Origin of the sequence: Acinetobacter sp. 742879, assembly GCF_000588535.1 — a bacterium.
Taxonomy (GTDB): Bacteria; Pseudomonadota; Gammaproteobacteria; order Pseudomonadales; family Moraxellaceae; genus Acinetobacter; species Acinetobacter pittii.
Genome location: NZ_JFYC01000001.1, coordinates 18,989 through 39,564, shown reverse-complemented (window position 1 = coordinate 39,564; position 20,576 = coordinate 18,989). Strand labels below are relative to the sequence as shown.

The 20,576-nt window shown below is 36.9% G+C and carries 12 protein-coding genes and 3 pseudogenes; 1 reads left to right on the top strand and 14 read right to left on the bottom strand.

The features are described from left to right. Positions 1–63: 63 nt before the first annotated feature. From J690_RS05035 to J690_RS05020, 4 genes are read right to left on the bottom strand one after another with little or no spacing between them, the layout of a single operon-like run. Positions 64–567, bottom strand: coding sequence for an Hcp family type VI secretion system effector (locus tag J690_RS05035; RefSeq protein WP_000653195.1), 504 nt, complete (start codon positions 565–567; stop codon positions 64–66). Positions 568–616: 49 nt separating this feature from the next. After that, complete coding sequence (gene tssC / locus J690_RS05030) at positions 617–2,098, bottom strand: type VI secretion system contractile sheath large subunit (RefSeq protein ID WP_032003316.1); 1,482 nt, start codon at positions 2,096–2,098, stop codon at positions 617–619. Then, the gene (gene tssB / locus J690_RS05025) at positions 2,091–2,594 is read right to left on the bottom strand and encodes a type VI secretion system contractile sheath small subunit (RefSeq protein ID WP_005041656.1); all 504 of its coding nucleotides are present in this window, start codon (positions 2,592–2,594) and stop codon (positions 2,091–2,093) included. The genes tssC and tssB overlap by 8 nt, the downstream gene beginning before the upstream one ends. A 16-nt stretch (positions 2,595–2,610) precedes the next feature. Then, positions 2,611–3,300, bottom strand: coding sequence for a hypothetical protein (locus J690_RS05020; protein WP_032034497.1), 690 nt, complete (start codon positions 3,298–3,300; stop codon positions 2,611–2,613). 822 nt (positions 3,301–4,122) lie between these two features. Between J690_RS05020 and J690_RS05015 the strand changes: the two genes are divergently transcribed. Next, positions 4,123–5,127 (top strand): formylglycine-generating enzyme family protein, encoded by a 1,005-nt coding sequence (locus tag J690_RS05015; RefSeq protein WP_032034495.1) that lies wholly within the window; start codon positions 4,123–4,125, stop codon positions 5,125–5,127. Between the two features lies 1 nt (position 5,128). Here J690_RS05015 and J690_RS05010 read toward each other — a convergent pair whose 3' ends face one another. From J690_RS05010 to J690_RS04975, 10 genes and pseudogenes are all read right to left on the bottom strand, one after another. Then, the gene (locus J690_RS05010; RefSeq protein ID WP_032034493.1) at positions 5,129–8,098 is read right to left on the bottom strand and encodes a hypothetical protein; all 2,970 of its coding nucleotides are present in this window, start codon (positions 8,096–8,098) and stop codon (positions 5,129–5,131) included. Further along, a complete protein-coding gene (locus tag J690_RS05005; RefSeq protein WP_032034491.1) occupies positions 8,099–10,885 on the bottom strand; it encodes a type VI secretion system Vgr family protein in 2,787 nt (928 codons plus the stop codon). A gap of 345 nt (positions 10,886–11,230) precedes the next feature. Beyond that, positions 11,231–11,569, bottom strand: a pseudogene (locus tag J690_RS05000) (hypothetical protein); the annotation flags it as partial. A gap of 88 nt (positions 11,570–11,657) precedes the next feature. Beyond that, positions 11,658–12,188, bottom strand: a complete 531-nt coding sequence (locus tag J690_RS04995; protein WP_032034488.1) for a hypothetical protein — start codon at positions 12,186–12,188, stop codon at positions 11,658–11,660. A gap of 16 nt (positions 12,189–12,204) precedes the next feature. Then, positions 12,205–14,004 (bottom strand): annotated as a pseudogene (locus J690_RS04990) (RHS repeat-associated core domain-containing protein); the annotation flags it as partial. 68 nt (positions 14,005–14,072) lie between these two features. Continuing rightward, a pseudogene (locus J690_RS23580) lies at positions 14,073–14,297 on the bottom strand (PoNe immunity protein domain-containing protein); the annotation flags it as partial. 78 nt (positions 14,298–14,375) lie between these two features. Beyond that, positions 14,376–15,080 (bottom strand): GAD-like domain-containing protein, encoded by a 705-nt coding sequence (locus J690_RS04985; protein WP_032034485.1) that lies wholly within the window; start codon positions 15,078–15,080, stop codon positions 14,376–14,378. Between the two features lie 226 nt (positions 15,081–15,306). Continuing rightward, positions 15,307–16,011 carry a GAD-like domain-containing protein gene (locus tag J690_RS04980; RefSeq protein ID WP_032034483.1) on the bottom strand — a complete coding sequence of 235 codons (705 nt, stop codon included), beginning with the start codon at positions 16,009–16,011 and terminating at the stop codon, positions 15,307–15,309. Beyond that, on the bottom strand, positions 16,011–17,699 hold the full coding sequence (locus J690_RS23540; RefSeq protein ID WP_068906684.1) for a polymorphic toxin type 15 domain-containing protein: 1,689 nt from the start codon (positions 17,697–17,699) through the stop codon (positions 16,011–16,013). Before J690_RS23540 ends, J690_RS04980 begins: the two co-directional genes overlap by 1 nt. After that, positions 17,699–20,533, bottom strand: a complete 2,835-nt coding sequence (locus J690_RS04975; protein WP_370425423.1) for a type VI secretion system Vgr family protein — start codon at positions 20,531–20,533, stop codon at positions 17,699–17,701. Before J690_RS04975 ends, J690_RS23540 begins: the two co-directional genes overlap by 1 nt. Between the last annotated feature and the right edge of the window lie 43 nt (positions 20,534–20,576).

Genomic DNA, 20,576 nt, shown 5'->3' with positions numbered 1-20,576 from the left:
GCATGCTTAAAGACAGCAGAGGCTAACTTTAAGTCAGCCTCCACCAAATATTCACTTAAACAATTACGCTGCGTAAGAAGCAGTATTGTTAGAAAGTGACCATTTCTTAGTAACAGCACCTTTAGCAGTACCGTTAATATCTTGTTGATTGTAAGTCCATTCAACAGCTGCGTATTTCAAACCAAACGCTTCTGTTGGAACACCTTCTTCATTAACTGTTGGAGTTACACTAGAAACTAGAACATGCTTCAATTTGATTTGTAAGTACTTGATGCGCTTATCACCATTTGCACGGTAGAAGTCGATTTGCACTTCATCAAATGTATAACCAGCTGAACATGCTTCCCATAATTTCGGGCTAGTTGCATCTAGATCTTTAACAAAAACCATATCTGAATGTTCAACACGTTCAGCAGTATGACCACCAACACTACTTGAAGTAGCAGATTTAGGTTGACGAATGTTATGAGACCAAGAGTTAACTTCTAACCAGCCTTTGTGCTCAGAGTCACGAGACTCTCCATCAACTTTATATTTACCGCGAAACTCAACGTATATATCTTTCATTTAGAACTTTCCTATTTGTAATTTAAAGTTATTCTTTCGCTGACCTTTATTAATTTGAGGACTGAGGTAACTCAGTGACAAGTCGTAAAGAAACTGACAACTCGTCCAGCTGGAAGTGTGGTCGCAAGAAAACCACAGATTTGTAGTGACCTGGTTGAGCAGGATCTTCTACAACTTTTACAGACGCTTCACGTAGAGGGTATTGAGCTTTTGCTTCTTGAGAAGCGCCATCGTCAAGTAATACATACTGTGACAACCACTCATTTAAGAATGCTTCAACATTTCCTGCAGAAGCAAAGCTACCCACTTTATCTCTCATCATTGCTTTTAAATAATGAGCAATGCGTGAAACGGCCATGATGTACTGAATTTGACTCGATAAAGCAGAGTTAGCATTTGCTGTATCATTGTCATATTTTTTAGGTTTTTGAGTTGATTGCGCGCCAAAGAAAGCAGCGTAATCAGTATTTTTACAATGAACCAAAGGAATAAAGCCTAAATCGCTTAATTCTTTTTCACGACGATCAGTGATTGCAATTTCTGTTGGGCATTTGAATACCACTTCACCATCTTGTGTTTTAAAAGTGTGTACAGGCAAGCCTTCAACTAAACCACCACCCTCAACACCACGAATTGCAGCACACCAACCATGCATATCAAATGCATTTGTTAAACGAGTACCGAAAGCATAAGCAGCGTTCATCCACAAATATTCATTGTGGTTTGCGCCTGAAACATCTTCAGCAAAGTTGAAGCCTTCAGTAGCTGTTCCTTCCTTTGGATGATAAGGAAGACGACCTAGCACATGTGGCAATGTTAAAGCGACATAACGAGCATCTTCACTGTCACGGAAAGAACGCCATTGAACATACTCAGCTGTTTCAAAGATTTTTGAAACATCTCTAGGACGGTCAATATCAGTAAATGACTCTAGACCAAGAATGCTTGGGCTAGCGGCCGAAATAAATGGCGCATGAGCAGCTGCAGCAACATGAGAGATTTGCTCAAGCAAATACATATCAGAAGGCGTACGGTCAAATTCAAAATCACCAATAAGCGCTGAATATGGTGCACCACCAAAAGATCCGTATTCTTCCTCATAGATTTTTTTGAATAAGGTGCTTTGATCGAAGTCTGTAGCGCCTTGGAAATCTTTTACCAACTCTTTCTTAGTCGTATTTAACATACGAATTTTAATAAGAGGGTTAGATGGTGTCTCTTGACAGAAATAATAAAGACCACGCCAAGTTGACTCAATTTTTTGGAATTGTTCATTGTGCATGATCTGACTTAATTGACTTGAAATCAGCGCATCAATTTCTGCAATACGCTTATCAATTGATAAAGTCATATTTTCAGAAACGGTAATTGTTCCTGCCATTACTTCTTTAGCAAGCTCACCGATTAAGCTTTTTGCACGTGAATGTTCTTCTTCATTTCGGGCAATACGGCTTTCTTCAACAATCGAGTCTAAGAGATTAACCTGTTCATTTTCAACAAGAGGCATTGCTGCAGATTGAGTATTATTCATGATCAGCCTCCGCACTTAATTTACGAATCTGATCTGTATTTTTAAGAACTTCATCAAGTAAGTCTTCTAAACGTTCACTGTTAGAAATTTTGTTTCTTAAGTCAGTTAAACGCTCACGAGCTTCAACAAGTTTCTTTAATGGATCAACCTGTTGAACCACATTTTCTGGACGAAAATCTTCCATTGACTTAAATGTTAAATCAACAGCGATCTTACCGCCCTCTTCTGTCAAGGTATTGTCTACTTGGAAAGCAGCTCTTGGAGATAATGACTCCATAACTTCATCAATATTATCTAAATCAACATTAATGAATTTTTTATCTTTTAATTTTGTACGCTCAAGCTCAGATGCAGCCGAAAAATCACCCATCACACCCACAACGAATGGTAGTTCTTTCGCTTCTTTTGCATCACCAATTTCGACATCATATGTAAGCTGAACACGTGGAGGTCGAATTCGCTGAAGCTTCTTTTGTACGCTCTCTCTCTTAGCCATAAGATTCTATTCCGGATTATTTAATTAAAGGGTCAAAAGGCGAACTTTTTGATTTATTAACAGTGGCTGCAGGTGCAGTTTTAGGTTTTACTGTAGTCGTCTTTGCTGGGCTTGATACTCGTTTATTTGACGTTCTAGAAGTACTCGCTTTATTACGCGTTACATACTGTTTTTTATAACTTCTTTTTTCGTTATCATCTGAGCTACTTTCTGAACTCGCTTTAAAGCTCGATGGATTAGGAGCAGGCATAGCAGTATGAATATTTTCAATTAACTGCTTTGCAGGGGGATAAGTCACATCATTGCTTAAATATCTCAGTTCCTGAGTACGCATTTGCTGTAAAGAGTTATTTGCAATGCTCACACCAGATAAAAACAAGACATCTGTTATTAATGAACCGCGTATATTTTGACTTTGCAATTGACTTGCTAAATTCAATGCTTTAACTGGTTGATTGGTTTGATAAAACCGCATAGCAGCTTTAGCTAATAAATCATTTTTTTGAGTTGTATTATCGCTATCACAAACTTGTTTAAAAATATTCAATAGCTCAGGATCATTTTGACCTTCCGCTAAAGGATTCTTCTTAATACAACTTTTTTTAAGTTTTACAGGCTCTAGTTCTGCTGCTTGAGCATATGATAGACCGATAATGTTTCCAGTCAAAAAAAGTATCAAAATACTTCGTTTCAACACAACTTTCATTCCTCTGTTTTCTTATTTATTCAAGGCCTTACCGAAAAGTTAATATTCTTAAAACATTAAAAAATCAGTCTAAAAACCTTATATTCAAAAAATTTAGGTACAGTTTATCATATAAACAAACATATTTTATATAAAAATCATATCAACTTAAACTAAAAGTAAATAGTTAAGATGCTTATAAAATATAGCTTAATAAAGTTATTCTTATAAAAACATAATATTGTTATTTTTTGTAATTAAAAATAAGTTATTGAATTTTAAAAATTAAATAAAAATTAAAACTAAATTAAAAATTATCATAAATATCACTTAGTTAAGATTTACGAAACATTTTCTTAAAAAGATTTTATTTAATTTAAAAGATAAACGAATTAAATGATTGTAAAAGATACATTTCTAATTTATGAAAGTAGAAACTCAACATTAATAAAAATAAAATTGTCAAGACTAATCGGTCTATCTATTATACTTATTTCTATGAATTTAATTTTCTAGCTAAAGGTTAAAACTGCCACACCCTGCCCTAAGCAAGCCTTTTCGACAAATTATCAAAAAAATAGAATAAAAAAATTAAGTTTGTTTTTTGTAAAAGTATGATAAAAAATTATAAACTCCTCTTTTAAATAGCCAATAGTTTCATGCTTAATTCTACTCCAAGGGCATCTAATCTACATTTCAGTTATAAAATATCTAAGTTCATTTTGATTCTTCATAAACTATAAGGATTATTCGCTAAGTTGAATAACAAAACCGCTCTTTATATCTTTCAAGTCTCTCACTAAAATAGCTTCATCAATATTCAACCTAATGATTTCCTAAAAAATGATGAAACGGAATATAGCTGTTGTTTTATTTTCAAGTTTTGCTTTAAGCGCTTGTGCTAAATCTACTGAAACAAATCATAAGTCATCAAAGCCCTCACCAGAACTTCAACAAAAAATTCAGAAATTGGTTGAGAAAACCAAAAAGAATATGATCTTTGTTGAAGGTGGTAGCTACCTAATGGGTGACTTTGGACTAGTAACTCCAGAATTAGAAAAAATGGTTCCAAACAGTATGGCAGTGAAGAACCCGAAGGGTAATACTGAAAATCCTGATAACCAACCTCTCTCACCTGGAAATGATAATAAGACTCTACATAAAGTTACACTGAGCAGCTTTAATATGAATGCTTATAAAACAACATTAGAAGACTTTAATACTTTTACTGAGGCAACAAGCCAACCTAAAAGCTATTACAATGGATTATATACACCAGAAATCATTCATGAAGTTGCTACAGGAATGGATTGGCAACAAGCCAAAGACTACTGTCAATGGCTAGGGCAACAAGTGGGTACCCCTATGGACTTACCCACTGAAGCGCAATGGGAATATGTTGCTCGAAATAGAGGTCAATATGTTGTTTTTGCAACAGATACAGGTAAAGTAGAACCCAAAAAAAATCTATGGAAATTAAACCAATACGATACGTACAGGCACACTAACAATCCTGACTCAGTACTTGATATTCCAGTACTTGGTAAAACTCCTCCAAATCCATTGGGTTTTTATGATCTGGTAACCAATAATTATGAATGGATGAATGACTGGTATGATAAAGATTATTATAAACACTCACCTACTGATAACCCAACGGGACCTAAGTCAGGGACTCAAAAAGTTTTGCGTAGCACAACTGCAATGAGTGCAGATGATTTAATGATGGCTGATGGACTCAATATAGCAAGAGCACAAGCTCAACCCAAATCCAATGAAGAGAATAAAATGACTTACCGTATGTATGGAGTACGTTGTGTCGCCAATATCCAACAACCTATAAAATAGTTTAGGCCATATGCGAATCATCTGAGCCGTGTTCATAATTTGCAGCAATAAACAGTTCCGCATCAGTACCATCCACTTCAATGGTTGGTACTATTTCAGTATTTAATGCAATTAAATTATCAGCATTAATAATACTTGGGTCTTCAGCCATTTTCTCTCTTAACTTTTTCAACTCCCTTGGATTATTCATTGGTGCTTTTTCATGAAGAGGAATAGTTTTTACAATTTTAGAGCGTAATTTTTCATATTGATCAACATATTCACTTCCACGACCAACAGTATCTGAATTAAAAGTATATTCTTTTACAATATCAGTTAATTGTTGCCACGCCCCATCATGTAAAAAAACTAAAAGTTGTTTTTCTAAATACTTAATACTTACTTCTGACTTTGCACCATCAATTGAAATTCTTTGGAGTACATTAAACCACTCTCCTTCTGTTGCAATGGTTTCAAAAATTGCAATCACAGCCTGCTTATGAGTCGGTAAATATGGCGAAATTGGAGAAGATGGTTTATCCACCCAGTGTGTAACTCTGTTATGTCTAGTCATTTGATAGATTAACATTCCTTTCGCATCTGGTGTAGCGGACTTCAACCATTCTGGTTGACGTTTAATTTTATTTGCTAAATCAACTGCATTTTCTGCAATGGAATATTTCATATTAAATTTCTGAAACTCGCCCGTAATATCATTTAAAGTCTGCGTTATCCTTGAATCATTACCTAAAGCAATTACAGCTAACCGGCTTAAATTTCTAAAAGCACCCTCTGCAATAAAGCCCAACAATTTAAATTGAGCACGAGTAAGTTGATAATGTACCCATCTTAGTACTTCAAGAACTTGGCTAAAATCAATTACAAAATCTAGCGCCCCTTTTGCGCCCAATCCAACACATAAAGCAGCTTTTGCTCTAAAACGAAATTGACTCTTTTGAGCCCAGTAAAATAATTTAAAATTTACCCCCGCCCCCAAGCCTGCACTTATAGCAAAATCGACAGCTAAGCTCGCTAAAGGTTTAAAATCTTTAGCTTCAGGTGAAAGCCACTGGAGCTCTCCAGATGGTTTGATTCCCGCTTCTGCACCAGCAAAAGCTTCAATTTGCCCCTCAGAACTTGCACCACTACCAGGAATGATGGTTTCATCTCGATCCATTGGAACAAATCTTGGACGGTTTTCTCCCATATTATTGGCGAGTGAAGGATTTCGGTTTCGCCTACCATTGGCAGCTAATTGTTGTTGACCATCTTTACTGTAGCTGATCTCTAAACCAATTCCTGCGGCCACTTTTGCACCAGCAAAACCATAGAGCTCCATGCCAACAATAAACCGGAATGCCCCTAAATCAATATCTTCAAAGTTCAGCATCCAACCTTTATCACATGGAATAACATAAGTAGTTTTTGCTTTCCCCTCAAATAAAACCAGCTTACCTTGGGCATTCACATTTGCCTTAGCATTCACTTCTCCACTTTCAGGTTTCCAACTCGCACTTGATGAGAAACCAGCACCACCAACACATCTTAACCATTGAGATTGAATATCTACCGTTAAACTATCTGAAAGTTTAATTTGTTCAACAAAACCTGCACTAAAAGCAGAGAAGTCCCAAACCTTTGTTCCAGTTTGCTTGGAATATTTAGCTAAATCTAGACTGACTTTTTTAAACTCATTGTGAATAGCCTGTTCATTAATTTTCTTAAAGTCTTGCTTTATATCTTTAAGCTTCTTTAATTCAGATCCTAAGACTGTAACCTTAAAACTTTCTTTATTCTTTTTCTTTTGTTGTAATTGCATATATCTATCAGTACGTAAATATCGACGTCTGAAATCAAACTCTTGCGTGTTACCACTTGGATTTTTCTTTTGGCGTGCCTCAAAAGTAATAACCTCTGTCAAGTCAGCCGCTTTTTTGAAGTTTTTATTTAGCTCCTCTTCAATTTTCTTCTCTGCTTCTTTTATTTCATCTTCTGCTTTTTTAACACTAGAAACGCTACCAGATTTTATTGCCTCTGCTAATTTATTTTTAGCATCAAAAGAATTACCAAATAATTTATCTAATTTCGAACTTTCTTTTTCAAACTCAGCATAGTCCTCTGCCGAAAGAACAATCATTTCCTCTCTATGCATGTTTAAAATAACAGGAGGTTTTCCATTTCCCTGTAATATTACTGTCGTATTCTCTTTTTGCTTAGTGGTTTTAGCGACAGATTTTAATTGAACGGTGACATAATTATTTTTACTAATTGTGGTGAAATGTTGTATATCTTTTTTATCTGGCTGGACATCCATATTTATAAACTTAAACTTTACAAATATAACTTCACCTTTTGGTGAATACAGGGGTGGTGTAAAACCATTTTTATCTACGATTTTCACTTTGACATTCGGTAAACTAATTTTCTTTTCTTTACCCTCTTTGTCAAAAGTGAAAGTTTCAAATGAAATATTATCAGATAATTTAGAGCCTCTAAAACCTTCTATTTTATAGCGGTAATATTGCTTAATCTGATACTCTATCGTGGTTATTCCTTGCTTTTCTTGTTTTATCTGAATGCCTGACGCACCATTTATATTGATTGCCTTTTCCCATTCAGAATCATTTCGCTTAATCCAAAGATCATATTCTCCAACTGGCAAATACATTTCTTTGGTAAAACCCTTCATATCAGTTCTGTCTTCTCTGTTATGAACGAGGGTTATACTTTCTTGTGTATCTTTATACTTTGCCATATTTTGCGCTATTGTCTGGCCAGAAATCGGAGTGTTCTTCTTATATATGGATTTCATATCCAATGGCTGCACAAGAGGCTTAGGACTTTTTGTACTCGCTATTGCTATAGCTAGTTTATTTGCCTCACCAGGTCTTCTACCCTTTTCCGTTACAGAATAAAGCATGCCATGACAAGCAATCGCATCATTATCAGGCAACACGTTAATAAATAGTTTTAATTTAATCTTATTCATCATTTATTCTTCTTCAAAAGTTACAAAACCATCATGAACATGATCTTCTAAGCTAATCTGGATTTTCTGAGGTCCTTTGGTTGTGATTTTCTGAGTTTTACCCTGATCATCCGTTACACCACTAACCATTTCTCCATTTTGTAAAATCATCAAATACTTCTTATTTTTCAAAGGATTTCCATCCAAATCTTTCGCTATATAAGTTAAATGGTAGTCAGGTAACATCGCCAACTCAGGACTTTGCGTTGCCACCTTAGCCCCCCCCATAAACAAATGCTGTCCTGCTTTCACCTCAAGCTTACCGCCCGTAACAGGGAAAATACCTGAACCATTCAACTTAACTTGAGATCCGTTTGCTGTCAGATTAATTTCAGTTGGGCTAGTAATATAAACTGTGTCTTCGGTTGAAGTAATCTGTACGCCTTTTCGAGCAATGACATCCAAGCCATCACCTTGAGCCTGAATTTCTACTTTGCCTTGGCCAGCAAAAATCCGAGCACCTTCTTGGGCGGCAAATAGACTTATTTTTTGACTCGCATGACTTACTATATTCTTTTGCGTACTAATATTAATGCTATCTCCAGCACTTTGAGTGAGCTGACCATTTGCACTGAGGTGTATATCTTCATTACTACTTACAGCAATACTTTTTGGAGATGCTAGCAGCATCACTGCTGATTGAAACTCAGCAGCCTTTTTAGGGTCTTCTTGTTTAAGAACTTCTAAAAAAGTCTGAATATTCTCAAGCATATCTAAGGGGTCAGTTTGCTGATTTTTAGCTACTTCAGTAAGTGCCTTAGCATTATTTAGGCTGCCTTCTATTTGCTGTTTAGCCTCATTTGCATCAAGGTGTCCGCCTTGAGCCTGATCCTGTTTGTGAGTACTAACGAGTAAGCCACTACCAGCTCGAACCGCGCCCCACTGATCTGTTCTAAGTTCAAACCCTTCTCCACGACCTTCACTCTCTGCTTTGTCTTTTGGATGGCTTAAGTTACCTAAGTTTAGTTGGCTGGCCGCATGACTACTTTGGAGCTGGGCACTGATTTGTCCTGTGGTGTCATCAAAGCGTAGCTGGTTAAAGCCCTTACCGTCGACTTCTTCTGAGCGGATGCCGCTGAGTTTTTTAGTGTCGGGTAACTGGCCTTTTTGGTCGAATTGCGTTGGGTGACGTTCAGCCTCATGAATACGACCCACCACAAATGGACGGTCAATGTTGCCATCAAAGAAGTCAATCACCACGATCTCGCCCACGCGAGGCAAGAAACGTGCGCCATAACCCTCACCTGCCCACGGGGTCAGCACATCAACCCAAGCTGAGTCAGTGTCATTGTCATTACTGCCTGCTCCACCATCATGGCTGTGGTCATCTGTTCGGGTAAACAGGAAGCGGACTTTTATGCGTCCCCACTGGTCAACATGAATACTTTCACCCTCTAATCCAACCACTCTAGCGCGCTGCGGGTAAGCGGCTGGTCGATGTTCAAACGGGTTATACTCAGGAACAGTTTTTATATTTCTACGCGATAAGATGAGCTCATTACCCTGACGCTCGGTTTGATCATTTAACTCGGATTGATCTTTTTGCCATTGGCTTTGGCTAAAAAGTTGATTGATTTGCTGTTGTAAATCTTTGGGCAAATTATTTTGTAAATAGAAGCTTTTACCAATAATCAGAAATTCTTTGTCTGATCCGCTATGGGTATCTATTTCAGGATGTTCATCCAATTCAAACCAATAGCCAACTTGCGTATCACGTACCGTAGTTTGTGCACGGAAATATTTTGATTGAGACGCATAATAATCAGATAGATTATTGTTGAGTTTTTCTAGCTGCTGGTGACCCGATGCAGTGGCTTGGTCTTCACCCTTTAAATCTTGCATCCAAGCAGGGCTGACATGCCATGCCTGCTCTAGACTTAAACTCGCATTATCCTGATTAGCACTATGACCATGCTTTGACTGAACACTGCCCATGCCTTCTTCTTGACTTAAAACATCAGCTTGCCAGCGTTGCACATACACGGCTGTAGGTTGCAAGCTTCGAGTTGGCACAAGACTCGCCATACTGTCTTGTTGTTCAACTGCGCTACTGCGATGATAACGGATATTTCTTCGGTCTAATGCTAAATATGATTCATTATTATCAATTAGACGTAACTTTTGTGATTGAATCTCATCAGAGCTATTAGTGACAAACAACTGAGCTTCATCAACTAACCAGTTAATACCTTCACTACGCCAAAGTCGGGTTAAAAATTCATAATCCGTTTCATTACTTTGCATGATAAAAGGTCGAACATCGTAGTCTTCGGTTAGACCTTTTAAATCCAATGTTAAACCAGAAGTAAACAAGGGGCTTTTGTTCTGCCATTCTGTAAATAGAATTTCAGTAATGTCCCGTACACTCTTATTCATAAACACACGACTATTGCGGCGTTTATGCCATAGTGCGGTTGGATCTTGCAATCTCAGTTTATACAATGTTAATGAACCATCACTCTGCCCCTGACTGGCTTCTGTAATAATTCCTGTAGTTCTAAATAGCTGCCCCTGATCAGTGACTTGATCGACTGCAACCTGACAACCAATAAATTGTTTTAATGAAATATGGGCATTGGTAGAAAGACAAAATAAATCGGCAGTCAGTCCTTCATTTAGCTGATGCTGTCCTTCAATACTTTGTAAAAAGACTTGAGTATTCAACGATGGATTAGAAAACTGAACATGAAGCACGCGCTTTTGCGAGCTGATACCCAAATCTTCTAGAATTCTATGTATATGAGATAACATCTTTTTTATGAAAACTTTGTCAGGATTGGCATTATTTTATAAAATACAGAAACATCTGTCTATTTTGTAAAGGAAAACTTAACCATATGAATACAAGAATGGATGATGATAATGAACGTAATAAAGATATAAAGTGAAATAAAAACTTACGCTATTAATTCACTTTTAAAAATTGTTAATATTTTAGTATTCTAAGAAATTCATTTTTAATTTAAATTTATTAATAGCATCCACAAATTTTTGACTTACTACATAGATATAAGGTTTATCCGTATCTCTAGCAATAAAAAAGTCATCTGTTACAAGATCTTTTTTTATGAAGTCATACTCATCTAATAAATTGTTTTTTCTCTTAATATACATAGCATAAATATCTACCTCTTCATTCCTCACAGAGCACTTATAGAAATCACAATCATCTTCAAGAATTTCTTTCACTTCATTAAAAAATCTTTTTGAAAATAGTAAAATTCCAGAAGATGAATAATAAAAATCAGTTTCTAACATCTCATTTAATCGATCAGAAAAAATATTATCACAATCTAAACTTATTCTAGGATTTTTTAAAAACTTATCACTTAAATCAAATTTAAAATAATCAACAATAATTTCTTGCTTCCCTTTCAAGTCAAAAGAAAAATATCTATCAATATATTCAGACGGATAAATTGTATAAAAATTCACAGACCAACCTTTAAAACATCTTATTTCAAAGTAGTACTTCTAAACAAACATCTAGAAATACTACTTATTTTTGAATATTACTTACACTTTAACCATAAAAAAATTCTATAAAATACTCTACATCTAACAATACTTTTTCATTTATAAGAATTTTCTTTAACTCTTCTAAAAAACCTATTTTATACCCTCCATTTTCACCTCTAGGGTTAGAGTCATATAGGTCAATAATTAAATTCTGCACAATATTAATTTGTGAAAAAAAATCAAATAAATTTTTAGCAATGATATGTAATTCATCGCCTGAAATACATGCCCCTATCTCGCCACTATTATGATTTATGTATACGATATTTACATCATGTTGCGTTAAGAATACTGTAGCACTTTCCCCCTCGAATATATCTTCAAACATATATTGAATATTATCTAACGAATCTTTTCCTAAAAAATCATTTATATTCCCTCCTAAATCAATATTAAAATCATTTTCAGGAATACAACTTAAATAGCTTTTAAACAGATCATCATTAACAGAATTAACCTGATTAATAAGGAATCTTTCACCATAAATTATTTCATTACATTCATCAACTTTCTTTAATAAATCATTAAAATTCATGATACCTATCCTAATATTAGATACTACAACCTTTATTAAACTGATTAATCATTGCTTGTCTATCAATCAATCTTCCTCTGGAGACATTAGTCGTACTTCCTCGATGACCTTGCTTTGAATGAAAATGCTCATTATATGCATTAGGCATAGGACTACTATTTGGATGTTTAGGGTTTTCCAAGAAAACAATATTCCGCGGATCTCCTTTCCAACTTTCGCCTAATGCTCCATTATTTTTAACACTGTTAATGTGATGACCAGTATAGCCAAGATTTGACATAACAGATGAGAGCTGACCTTTACCACTACCACTTGGCGTTCTAAGAATCGTATCCAGTTCAGCTTGACTCCAATCCCTAGTACCTGTTCCAGTTGTTTGTATTAGCTGCTTCTCAAGAGACCAAGCTCTATCAATAGCATCTTGTCGACTTCCAGCTTGAGGTGTTACCTTATCTGGCTTATATCTAACTAGACTACATGGTGCTAATCCATATGGATCGATCCATTGTACGGGGTTCGCAGTATAAGCATAAACATTAAACCCACCCAATAATCCAATCGGGTCTTTACTAATAAATCGACCTACATACGGCGAATAATAACGATAACGGTTGTAATGAAGTCCTGTTTCCTCATCAAAATATTGACCTTGGAAACGGATATTATTGCTAATAATTTCTGACTTTTCAAAGAAATCTGAGTTAGCCTGTTCTAGCTTACATTCACCCCAAGCTTTATATTGAGCTTTCCAGATAATGGCGCCTGTCTGGTTACTCATTTCTTGCGGTGTGCCTAAATGGTCGCAGTGATAGAACCATACATCATCAAAACCTTGGCTTTGTTTTGCAGTATTCCAAAGAGGGTCTTTATAAATGCTATATGTTTTTTCTGTCCAGTCTTGGGTTTGATGTAGCTCAATGGGGTGATGATACCCCGCTTGTAACAAAGGCACGAAACTATCTTTTTCGTAGAAATAGTGTTTTGTTAAATCAGCACTAGATTCATACGCTAAAGTATCACCATCCCACCCATAAATAGTGTTCTGCTTTTGACCTGTATGGTGATGCTTACTTCTTTTTTGAATACATCGACCTAAAGCATCATAGCGATATTCTGCCGTATATTGATTATTTCGGCTACGGACAAGACGTCCCAATACATCCCACTCAAGATTTAAATCACCTTGTGATGACTTTTGTCGAATCAGCTGTCCAAAAGCATCATATTGATATTGTTGGTCAAGATATTCCTGCACGATGTTATTTACTAAGCGATTATAACCAAGACCCTTTTCAGTGGCATTGTGCTGTGAGGATTGCTCTTTGGTACTGTTATATCGATCTAAAATATTACTTGCCGGGTCAAAATTAAAAGTCTCTTTCCCAAGTTTACTGGTCGCTTCTAATAAACGCCCAACAGGATCATATTTATAATGAATAGCCCCACGACGAGTATCCTTAATGAGCGTTAACTCACCTGTTTTATCGTAGTGATATAAGCGTTCAATCAATTGATTGGTATGCTGGATAGCATTATTTTGAGTTTGGGCTTGATAGCCTTTGTCATGCCCATTCAACATTAATTGCTGAGTTAAGCGCCCGACTTCATCATAACGTTGTTGTTGGCTAAGACCATTTGCATAGTGGCGTAATGTCTCTCTATGTAAATCATCACGTTCAAAGCTAACAACATCTTCACTATTTAAAGCCACACCATAGACATGTCCACTTCCATAAGTCAGCCAATCTATTTTCTGTCCATCAGGTCGGATGGTTGTAGTTCGATTATTTAATTCATCATAAACATGTTGCCAGACATGAAAAAACCTATCAAATGGATAGGCCTCTTATACTAATAGAATGAATTAAAGAGATAAAAATATTATTAATTTTCTAGATCTAAATACCAAATGGTTTCACCCCAAGTGTTATCTTTAATTTCTGGCATAATTTCGCTCTGATTAAAATGACGCTTTTGCATGCCATTGGCTGGACTATACCATTCGCTGGTTTGTAGACAAAGCTGACCAGCTTCACAACGTAAACGATTAGCTTCTCCTTCTATATTTACATGTTCATCTAAAACCGTATACTGGCTTCGAGCATAATTTGAAGAATTTATATATAGAAAAAGGAGCCTAGCTCCCTTTTCTAATTACTCTCATAGCATATATTTTGTTAGGCAAGATTAATCTTTCGGTTTGATACCCAAACGATCAACCTCTTTGGCAATATCCAACATCACTTGAAACTTATCTAGCTGAGCTATAAAAGGAATATATTGGAATAAATCTACTTTTTTCATATTCTCAATAACTTGTGGTCCACCCAATACCACTGGAGGTTCAAAGGCATAGATTTCATTATCGTTGACTTCACCTAAATTTGTTAAGCAACGATCAAAAAGAAACTTGCCATTTTTATCATAAATATCTATATCTTCATTCTTCGCCTTCATGACAATGGTAGATAAAAATGAAATTAAATGGTCTATATCTTCTACGTTTGGAATATCTTTAATTGATGGGTAAATTCTTAAATTAATAATATCTATTGTCAACTTTGAACTCGTACTTTTACCTATTACATGTAAATCACCAAAAGCACTTCTACCAATGACATAAAATTCATCATATTGGGGGAAATCAGTATCTTTTAAACAAAGCTCTAAAATATCTTCATAATCCAAGGGATTAACAAGCCAAAATCCGCCATTTTCAAAGGATGCGAAACCTAATTTTTCCCAAATATAAAATAAATATTCAGGATAAGTATGTTGATGCTGAGCAATAAATTCAGGCGTTGGCTTTTTACCTATTTTAATATTTTCAAATCGAATATTAAAAAAGTCTAGATGATCATTTATTTTCTTTAACACAACTTCCGATAACATTATTTACATCTCTCTAATTTCACATTAAGTTTAGTTGCATCTTTCACACGTGGATCAATTCCTTTAACAGCATCATCAGTAGATCCTACATGGCTTATAGAATCACTAATTGCTTTATTGCCACAACTAAACCTAATGAATCAAAAGATATTGTTAATTGCTATTTTTGATCAATAAAAAAGTAGGAGTTAAACTCCCACTCAAAAAATTGATAACTTACTACTTTTTAATGATTTGGCTTAATCCCTAAACGATCAACCTCTTTGGCAATATCCAACATCACTTGAAACTTATCTAGTTGAGCTACAAAAGGAATGTATTGGAATAAATCTACTTTTTTCATATTCTCAATAACTTGTGGCCCACCTAATACTGCTGGTGGTTCAAAGGCATAGATTTGATCTTCGGTAAGTTCACCTAAGTTTGTTAAGCAGCGATCAAAAAGTAATTTGCCATTTTGATCATAAACATCTATGTCTTCATTCTTGGCTCTAGTAACAATCATAGATAAAAATGAGCCTAATAAATCATTATTTTCAGTATCTTGGATATCTTTAATTGATGGGTAAATTCTTAAATTGATCATATCTATTGTCAACTTTGAACTCGTATTTTTACCTATAGCATGCAATTCTCCAAAAGCACTTCTTCCAAGAATATAGAATTCATCATATTCAGGAAAGTCAGTATCTTTGAGACAAAGTTCTAAAATATCTTCATAATCTACTGGATTGACTAGCCAAAAGCCGCCATTTTCAAACGATGCAAAACCAAGTTTTTCCCAAATATAAAATAGATATTCAGGAAAAGTATGTTGATGCTGAGCAATGAATTCAGGCGTTGGTTTTTTACCTATTTCAATCTTAGAAAACTTAACATTAAAGTAATCAAAGTACTTTTGTATCTCTTCCTGTTGGCTAATCGGCAACATTATTTACATCTCTCTAATTTCACATTAAGTTTAGTTGTTTCTTTGGCATTTAACCCCACTCCACTGACTGCATCATCAATTGATTGGACACGGCTGACTTTTTCATTTTTTGCTACATTTCCCCAACCGCTCCCTATCGAGGAGTTGACATTTTTTAAACCCATATCCATCGCTGCATTACTTTCAATCCCTCCAGTAATTTGATCAGGATTATGTAAGGCTGCCATAGTTGTCATCACACTTTTAGCATCTTTTGTTGCCTTAATATCAGCATCAATTGGATCCATGGTGTTTTTGTATTCATTAAAATACTTTTCTCTCAAGTCTTTTTCATATTTGGTTCTAGTCTGCACCTGATCCAGACCATTCCCTCGCCCATTTTGCTTAAAAAGATCCCGACCTTTCTCATAATCTTTTGCCGTCATACTATTTAAAGCATTCTGTTGCATTTCTAACTGGCGATCGGTTTCCCACTTTAAATATTGATCTTCTGACCAATTTTCACGCTTGGCTTGTGGCGGATGTCCTAAATCAATATTTTTACGTGCATTGGCTCGAGCTTTAGGAGTATTTACTGGATCAAAACATCCGACTTTATGCTCTTTCATCTTGGCAAAAGCAATTTTATTAGATGGCTGTGTATGGCTAGCTCGAGTCGGTTGACTGGGACTCCCACCAATATGGATATCCATCCCATTACCATGTCCACCAGCCACACTCAGTTTTGGTTGTCCCATAATCTCATGACAGGCATTCTCAACCTGACGACATAGATCATCAATATACCGCCCAATCTGAGCCATGATACTTTTAAGTGCAGCCGCATATTTATCTGCCAGAGCATCAAACCCAGTCATTTTAGCAGTATTACGACTACCATACATTTGTAAAAGTGATTGTAGTTTTGCAAGATATTGATTAAGGACTAGTTTTGCATTTGTACCTATTTCTATCCAAGGTTTGGTTTTCAGCCACCTTTCAGGGTTATCTCCCCAAAATGGTTTATAACCAAGCTTTCGACAATAAGATTCCAACTGCTCAATTGCCTTAAATAACTCATCTTTTGTTTTAATAACTTTACTAGTAATCAACTTGGCAATCGTTTTAAAAACTGAACCAAAAAATGGAATTACACCAATTCCTACTAAGGCTAAACTCATCCAGTTTTCAGGTGTTCTTTCTTTTTCATCTGATAAAATAATAACACTGGCCAATAAATCCCGGATATCACATATCTGATCAGCAACAGGGATCATACTGATGAGGCCACCCACAATCACTTGGGCAACTGTAGGATCTTTATTAAAATCGCCACTAATAAATCCAAAAATATATTGAATATCGTCTATATTTTCATCAATTATCTTATTAATATTATTTGCAAGATTAATATCTGTTTGTACTTTTACAGCAAATGCAAGTTGTATCGCATGTTGAAACTTATCTAAAAAACCTGCAGATTCAGGTAATGCTTCAATTGAAAAATGACTAGATACATAAGCATATTGGGTTTGATCTTTTTTTTCTAAAGGTGCATGTCTCGCTACGCCATATTCAGACTCACCTAATGCAAGACTTAGAAACTCAGAAGATTGGATAAATTCTTGTTGAATATATCCTGATTTACCACTTAAACCTTGCCAAAACTGTTCATTTCCTGTTTCAGGTGTTTTATTTTGCTCAACCATTACTTAACACCTTTGGTTTGAATAAAGTTAGAAAACCAACTGTCATCAACCGCATCTGATTTCTCATTTTCACTAAATACAGTTTCATAAAGAACTTGTGCCTTTCCAACAGGAACATCTCGAATAAAAGCTTGCCCTTTTTCATCTAAAAATCCAGTTCTTTTAGAACCATCAGAGAGTGTTACCGTATAATTAGAACCTTTTGCGGGCGTACCATCAGCATGAAAATATTCTAAAAATAAATCCTGCGGCTGGGGTTCAAAAACAGGTAATGATGGTAAGCTAGGCTGAACGCTCCCTCCCCCCATAAATAAATGCTGCCCAGCTTTTACCTCAAACTTGCCACCAGTGACAGGGAAAATTCCCGAGCCATTAATCTTGATTTGAGACCCCCCTGCCGTGATAACGATTTCTTTAGAAGCACTAATTTCAATTTTGTCTTCTGTTGAAATAATCTGAACAGCTTTACGGGCAATTAAATCGGCTCCATCGCCTTGCGCTTGTATTTCGACTTTGCCTTTGCCTGCATAAAGTCTTGCCCCTTCTTGAGCTGCAAAAAGGCTAATTTTATTTTGGGCATGCGCGATTAAATTCTTTTGGGTAGACAGATTAATGCTGTCTCCAGCAGTTTGGTTTAGCTGGTCATCTGCACTTAAGTGAATGTCTTCATTACTGGCTAAAGCGATACTGTTAGGTGCAGTTAATATCATCAAGGCTTGCTTAAAAGCGGCAGCTTTGTCTTGATCTTTTTCTTCAATTTGCTCTATGAACGTTTTTAGGTTCTCAAGCATTTCCAATGGGTCAGTTTGCTGATTTTTGGCAACTTCACTGAGTGCCTTGGCATTGTCGAGACCGCCTTCGATTTGTTGTTTGGCCTCATTTGCATCGAGGTGTACGCCTTGGGCTTGGTCCTGTTTATGGGTACTAACGAGTAAACCACTGCCAGCTCGCACCGCTCCCCACTGGTCAGTTCTGAGTTCGAAGCCTTCACCACGACCATCACTTTCAGCTTTGTCTTTTGGATGGCTTAAGTTACCCAAGTTGAGCTGGCTTGCCGCATGGCTACTTTGTAGCTGGGCACTGATTTGTCCTGTGGTGTCATCAAAACGTAGCTGGTTAAAGCCTTTACCGTCGACTTCTTCTGAACGGATACCACTGAGTTTTTTAGTGTCGGGGAAATGACCTTTCTGGTCGAACTGGGTTGGGTGACGTTCAGCTTCGTGAATGCGTCCCACCACAAATGGACGGTCAATGTTGCCGTCAAAGAAATCGATCACCACGATCTCTCCCACACGTGGCAAGAAGCGTGCGCCATAACCTGCACCTGCCCACGGAGTCAGCACATCCACCCAAGCCGAGTCGGTGTCATTGTCGTTACTTCCCGCTCCACCGTCATGGCTATGGTCGTCAGTTCTGGTAAACAGGAAGCGGACCTTAATACGTCCCCACTGGTCGACATGAATGCTTTCGCCCTCTAACCCCACCACTTTAGCACGCTGCGGGTAAGCGGCTGGTCGGTGCTCTAGCGGATTATACTCAGGTACAGCTTGTATGTTGCGTCGAACGACATTGAGTTCAGCATAGTGGCGCTGCTCAGTATTTTGGCTGTCGAGTTCGGCTGCCTTGAGCTTGTCTTTTGGTAATAGTCGCTCAAGTTGCTGTTGTAATTCTTTCGGTAAATTATTCTGGTTGTAGTAGTGCTTGCTTAAGATTAAGAACTCTTTGTCGGCACTATCATGTTGGTCGAGTTCTGGGTGTTCATTGAGTTCAAACCAGTAACCGACCTGTGCATCACGGACGTTGCCCGAAACGGTAAACTGTTTCGAGCTCAGGTGATGGTAAGCATTAATATGTTGGTTAAGCTGTTCAATCTGGCTATTGCCTGAAGCTGTGGCTTGGTCTTCGCCTTTTAAGTCTTGCATCCACGCTGGGCTAACATGCCATGCATCTTCAAGGTTTAGGCTCGCATTATCATAGTGTTCGCTGTGCTGCTGCTTACCTTGTACGCTACCGCTACCTTCTTCTTGTTGCAGCGCATCAGCTTGCCAGCGTTGCACATGAACCGAAGTCGGTTGTAAGCGGCGTTCTGCCTTGACTTGGGTAATGGTATCAAACTGTTCTGTGGCACTGCTACGTTGGTAGCGGAGGCTACGGCGTTCAAGCGCCTGATAATTTTGGTTATCGTCAATTAAACGTAAGACTTGCGGCTGAATGGACGCATTCGGGTCAGCGACAAAAAGCTGTGATTCATCGACCAGCCAGTTAATTCCTTCACTACGCCACAGACGAGTTAAAAAGTCATAATCGCTTTCGTTTGACTGCATCACAAATGGACGTACATCGTAGTCTTTGGTTAACCCAGATGTGTCGAGGGTTAAGCTTGCGGCAAATAACGGGCTTTTACCCTGCCATTCTTTAAACAGAATTTCGCTAATATCGCGCACGCTTTTGTTCATAAATACGCGACTATTACGACGTTTATGCCAGAGTGCAGTTGGATCTTTTAAGGTGAGGTTATAAATGGTGAGTGAGCCGTCGCTTTGCCCTTGGCTCGCTTCTGTAATAATGCCCGTAGTTCTAAAAAACTGGCCTGTATCGGTGACCTGATCGACAGCAACCTGACAGCCAATAAATTGTTTTAATGCAATGTGCGCGTTTGTCGACAGACACAGTAACTCAGCAACGCTACCTTGGTTGAGCGTATGTTCACCCTCAATGCGTTGCAAGAAGACTTGATTGTTTAATGATGCGTTGGAAAATTGCACATGAAGAACGCGGTTCTGTGCGACCAACCCTAAACTATCTAAAATTTGAAATATTTTATGGGACATCATTATTATAAAAACTGAGTCATAATCATCGATATTTTATAAAAAA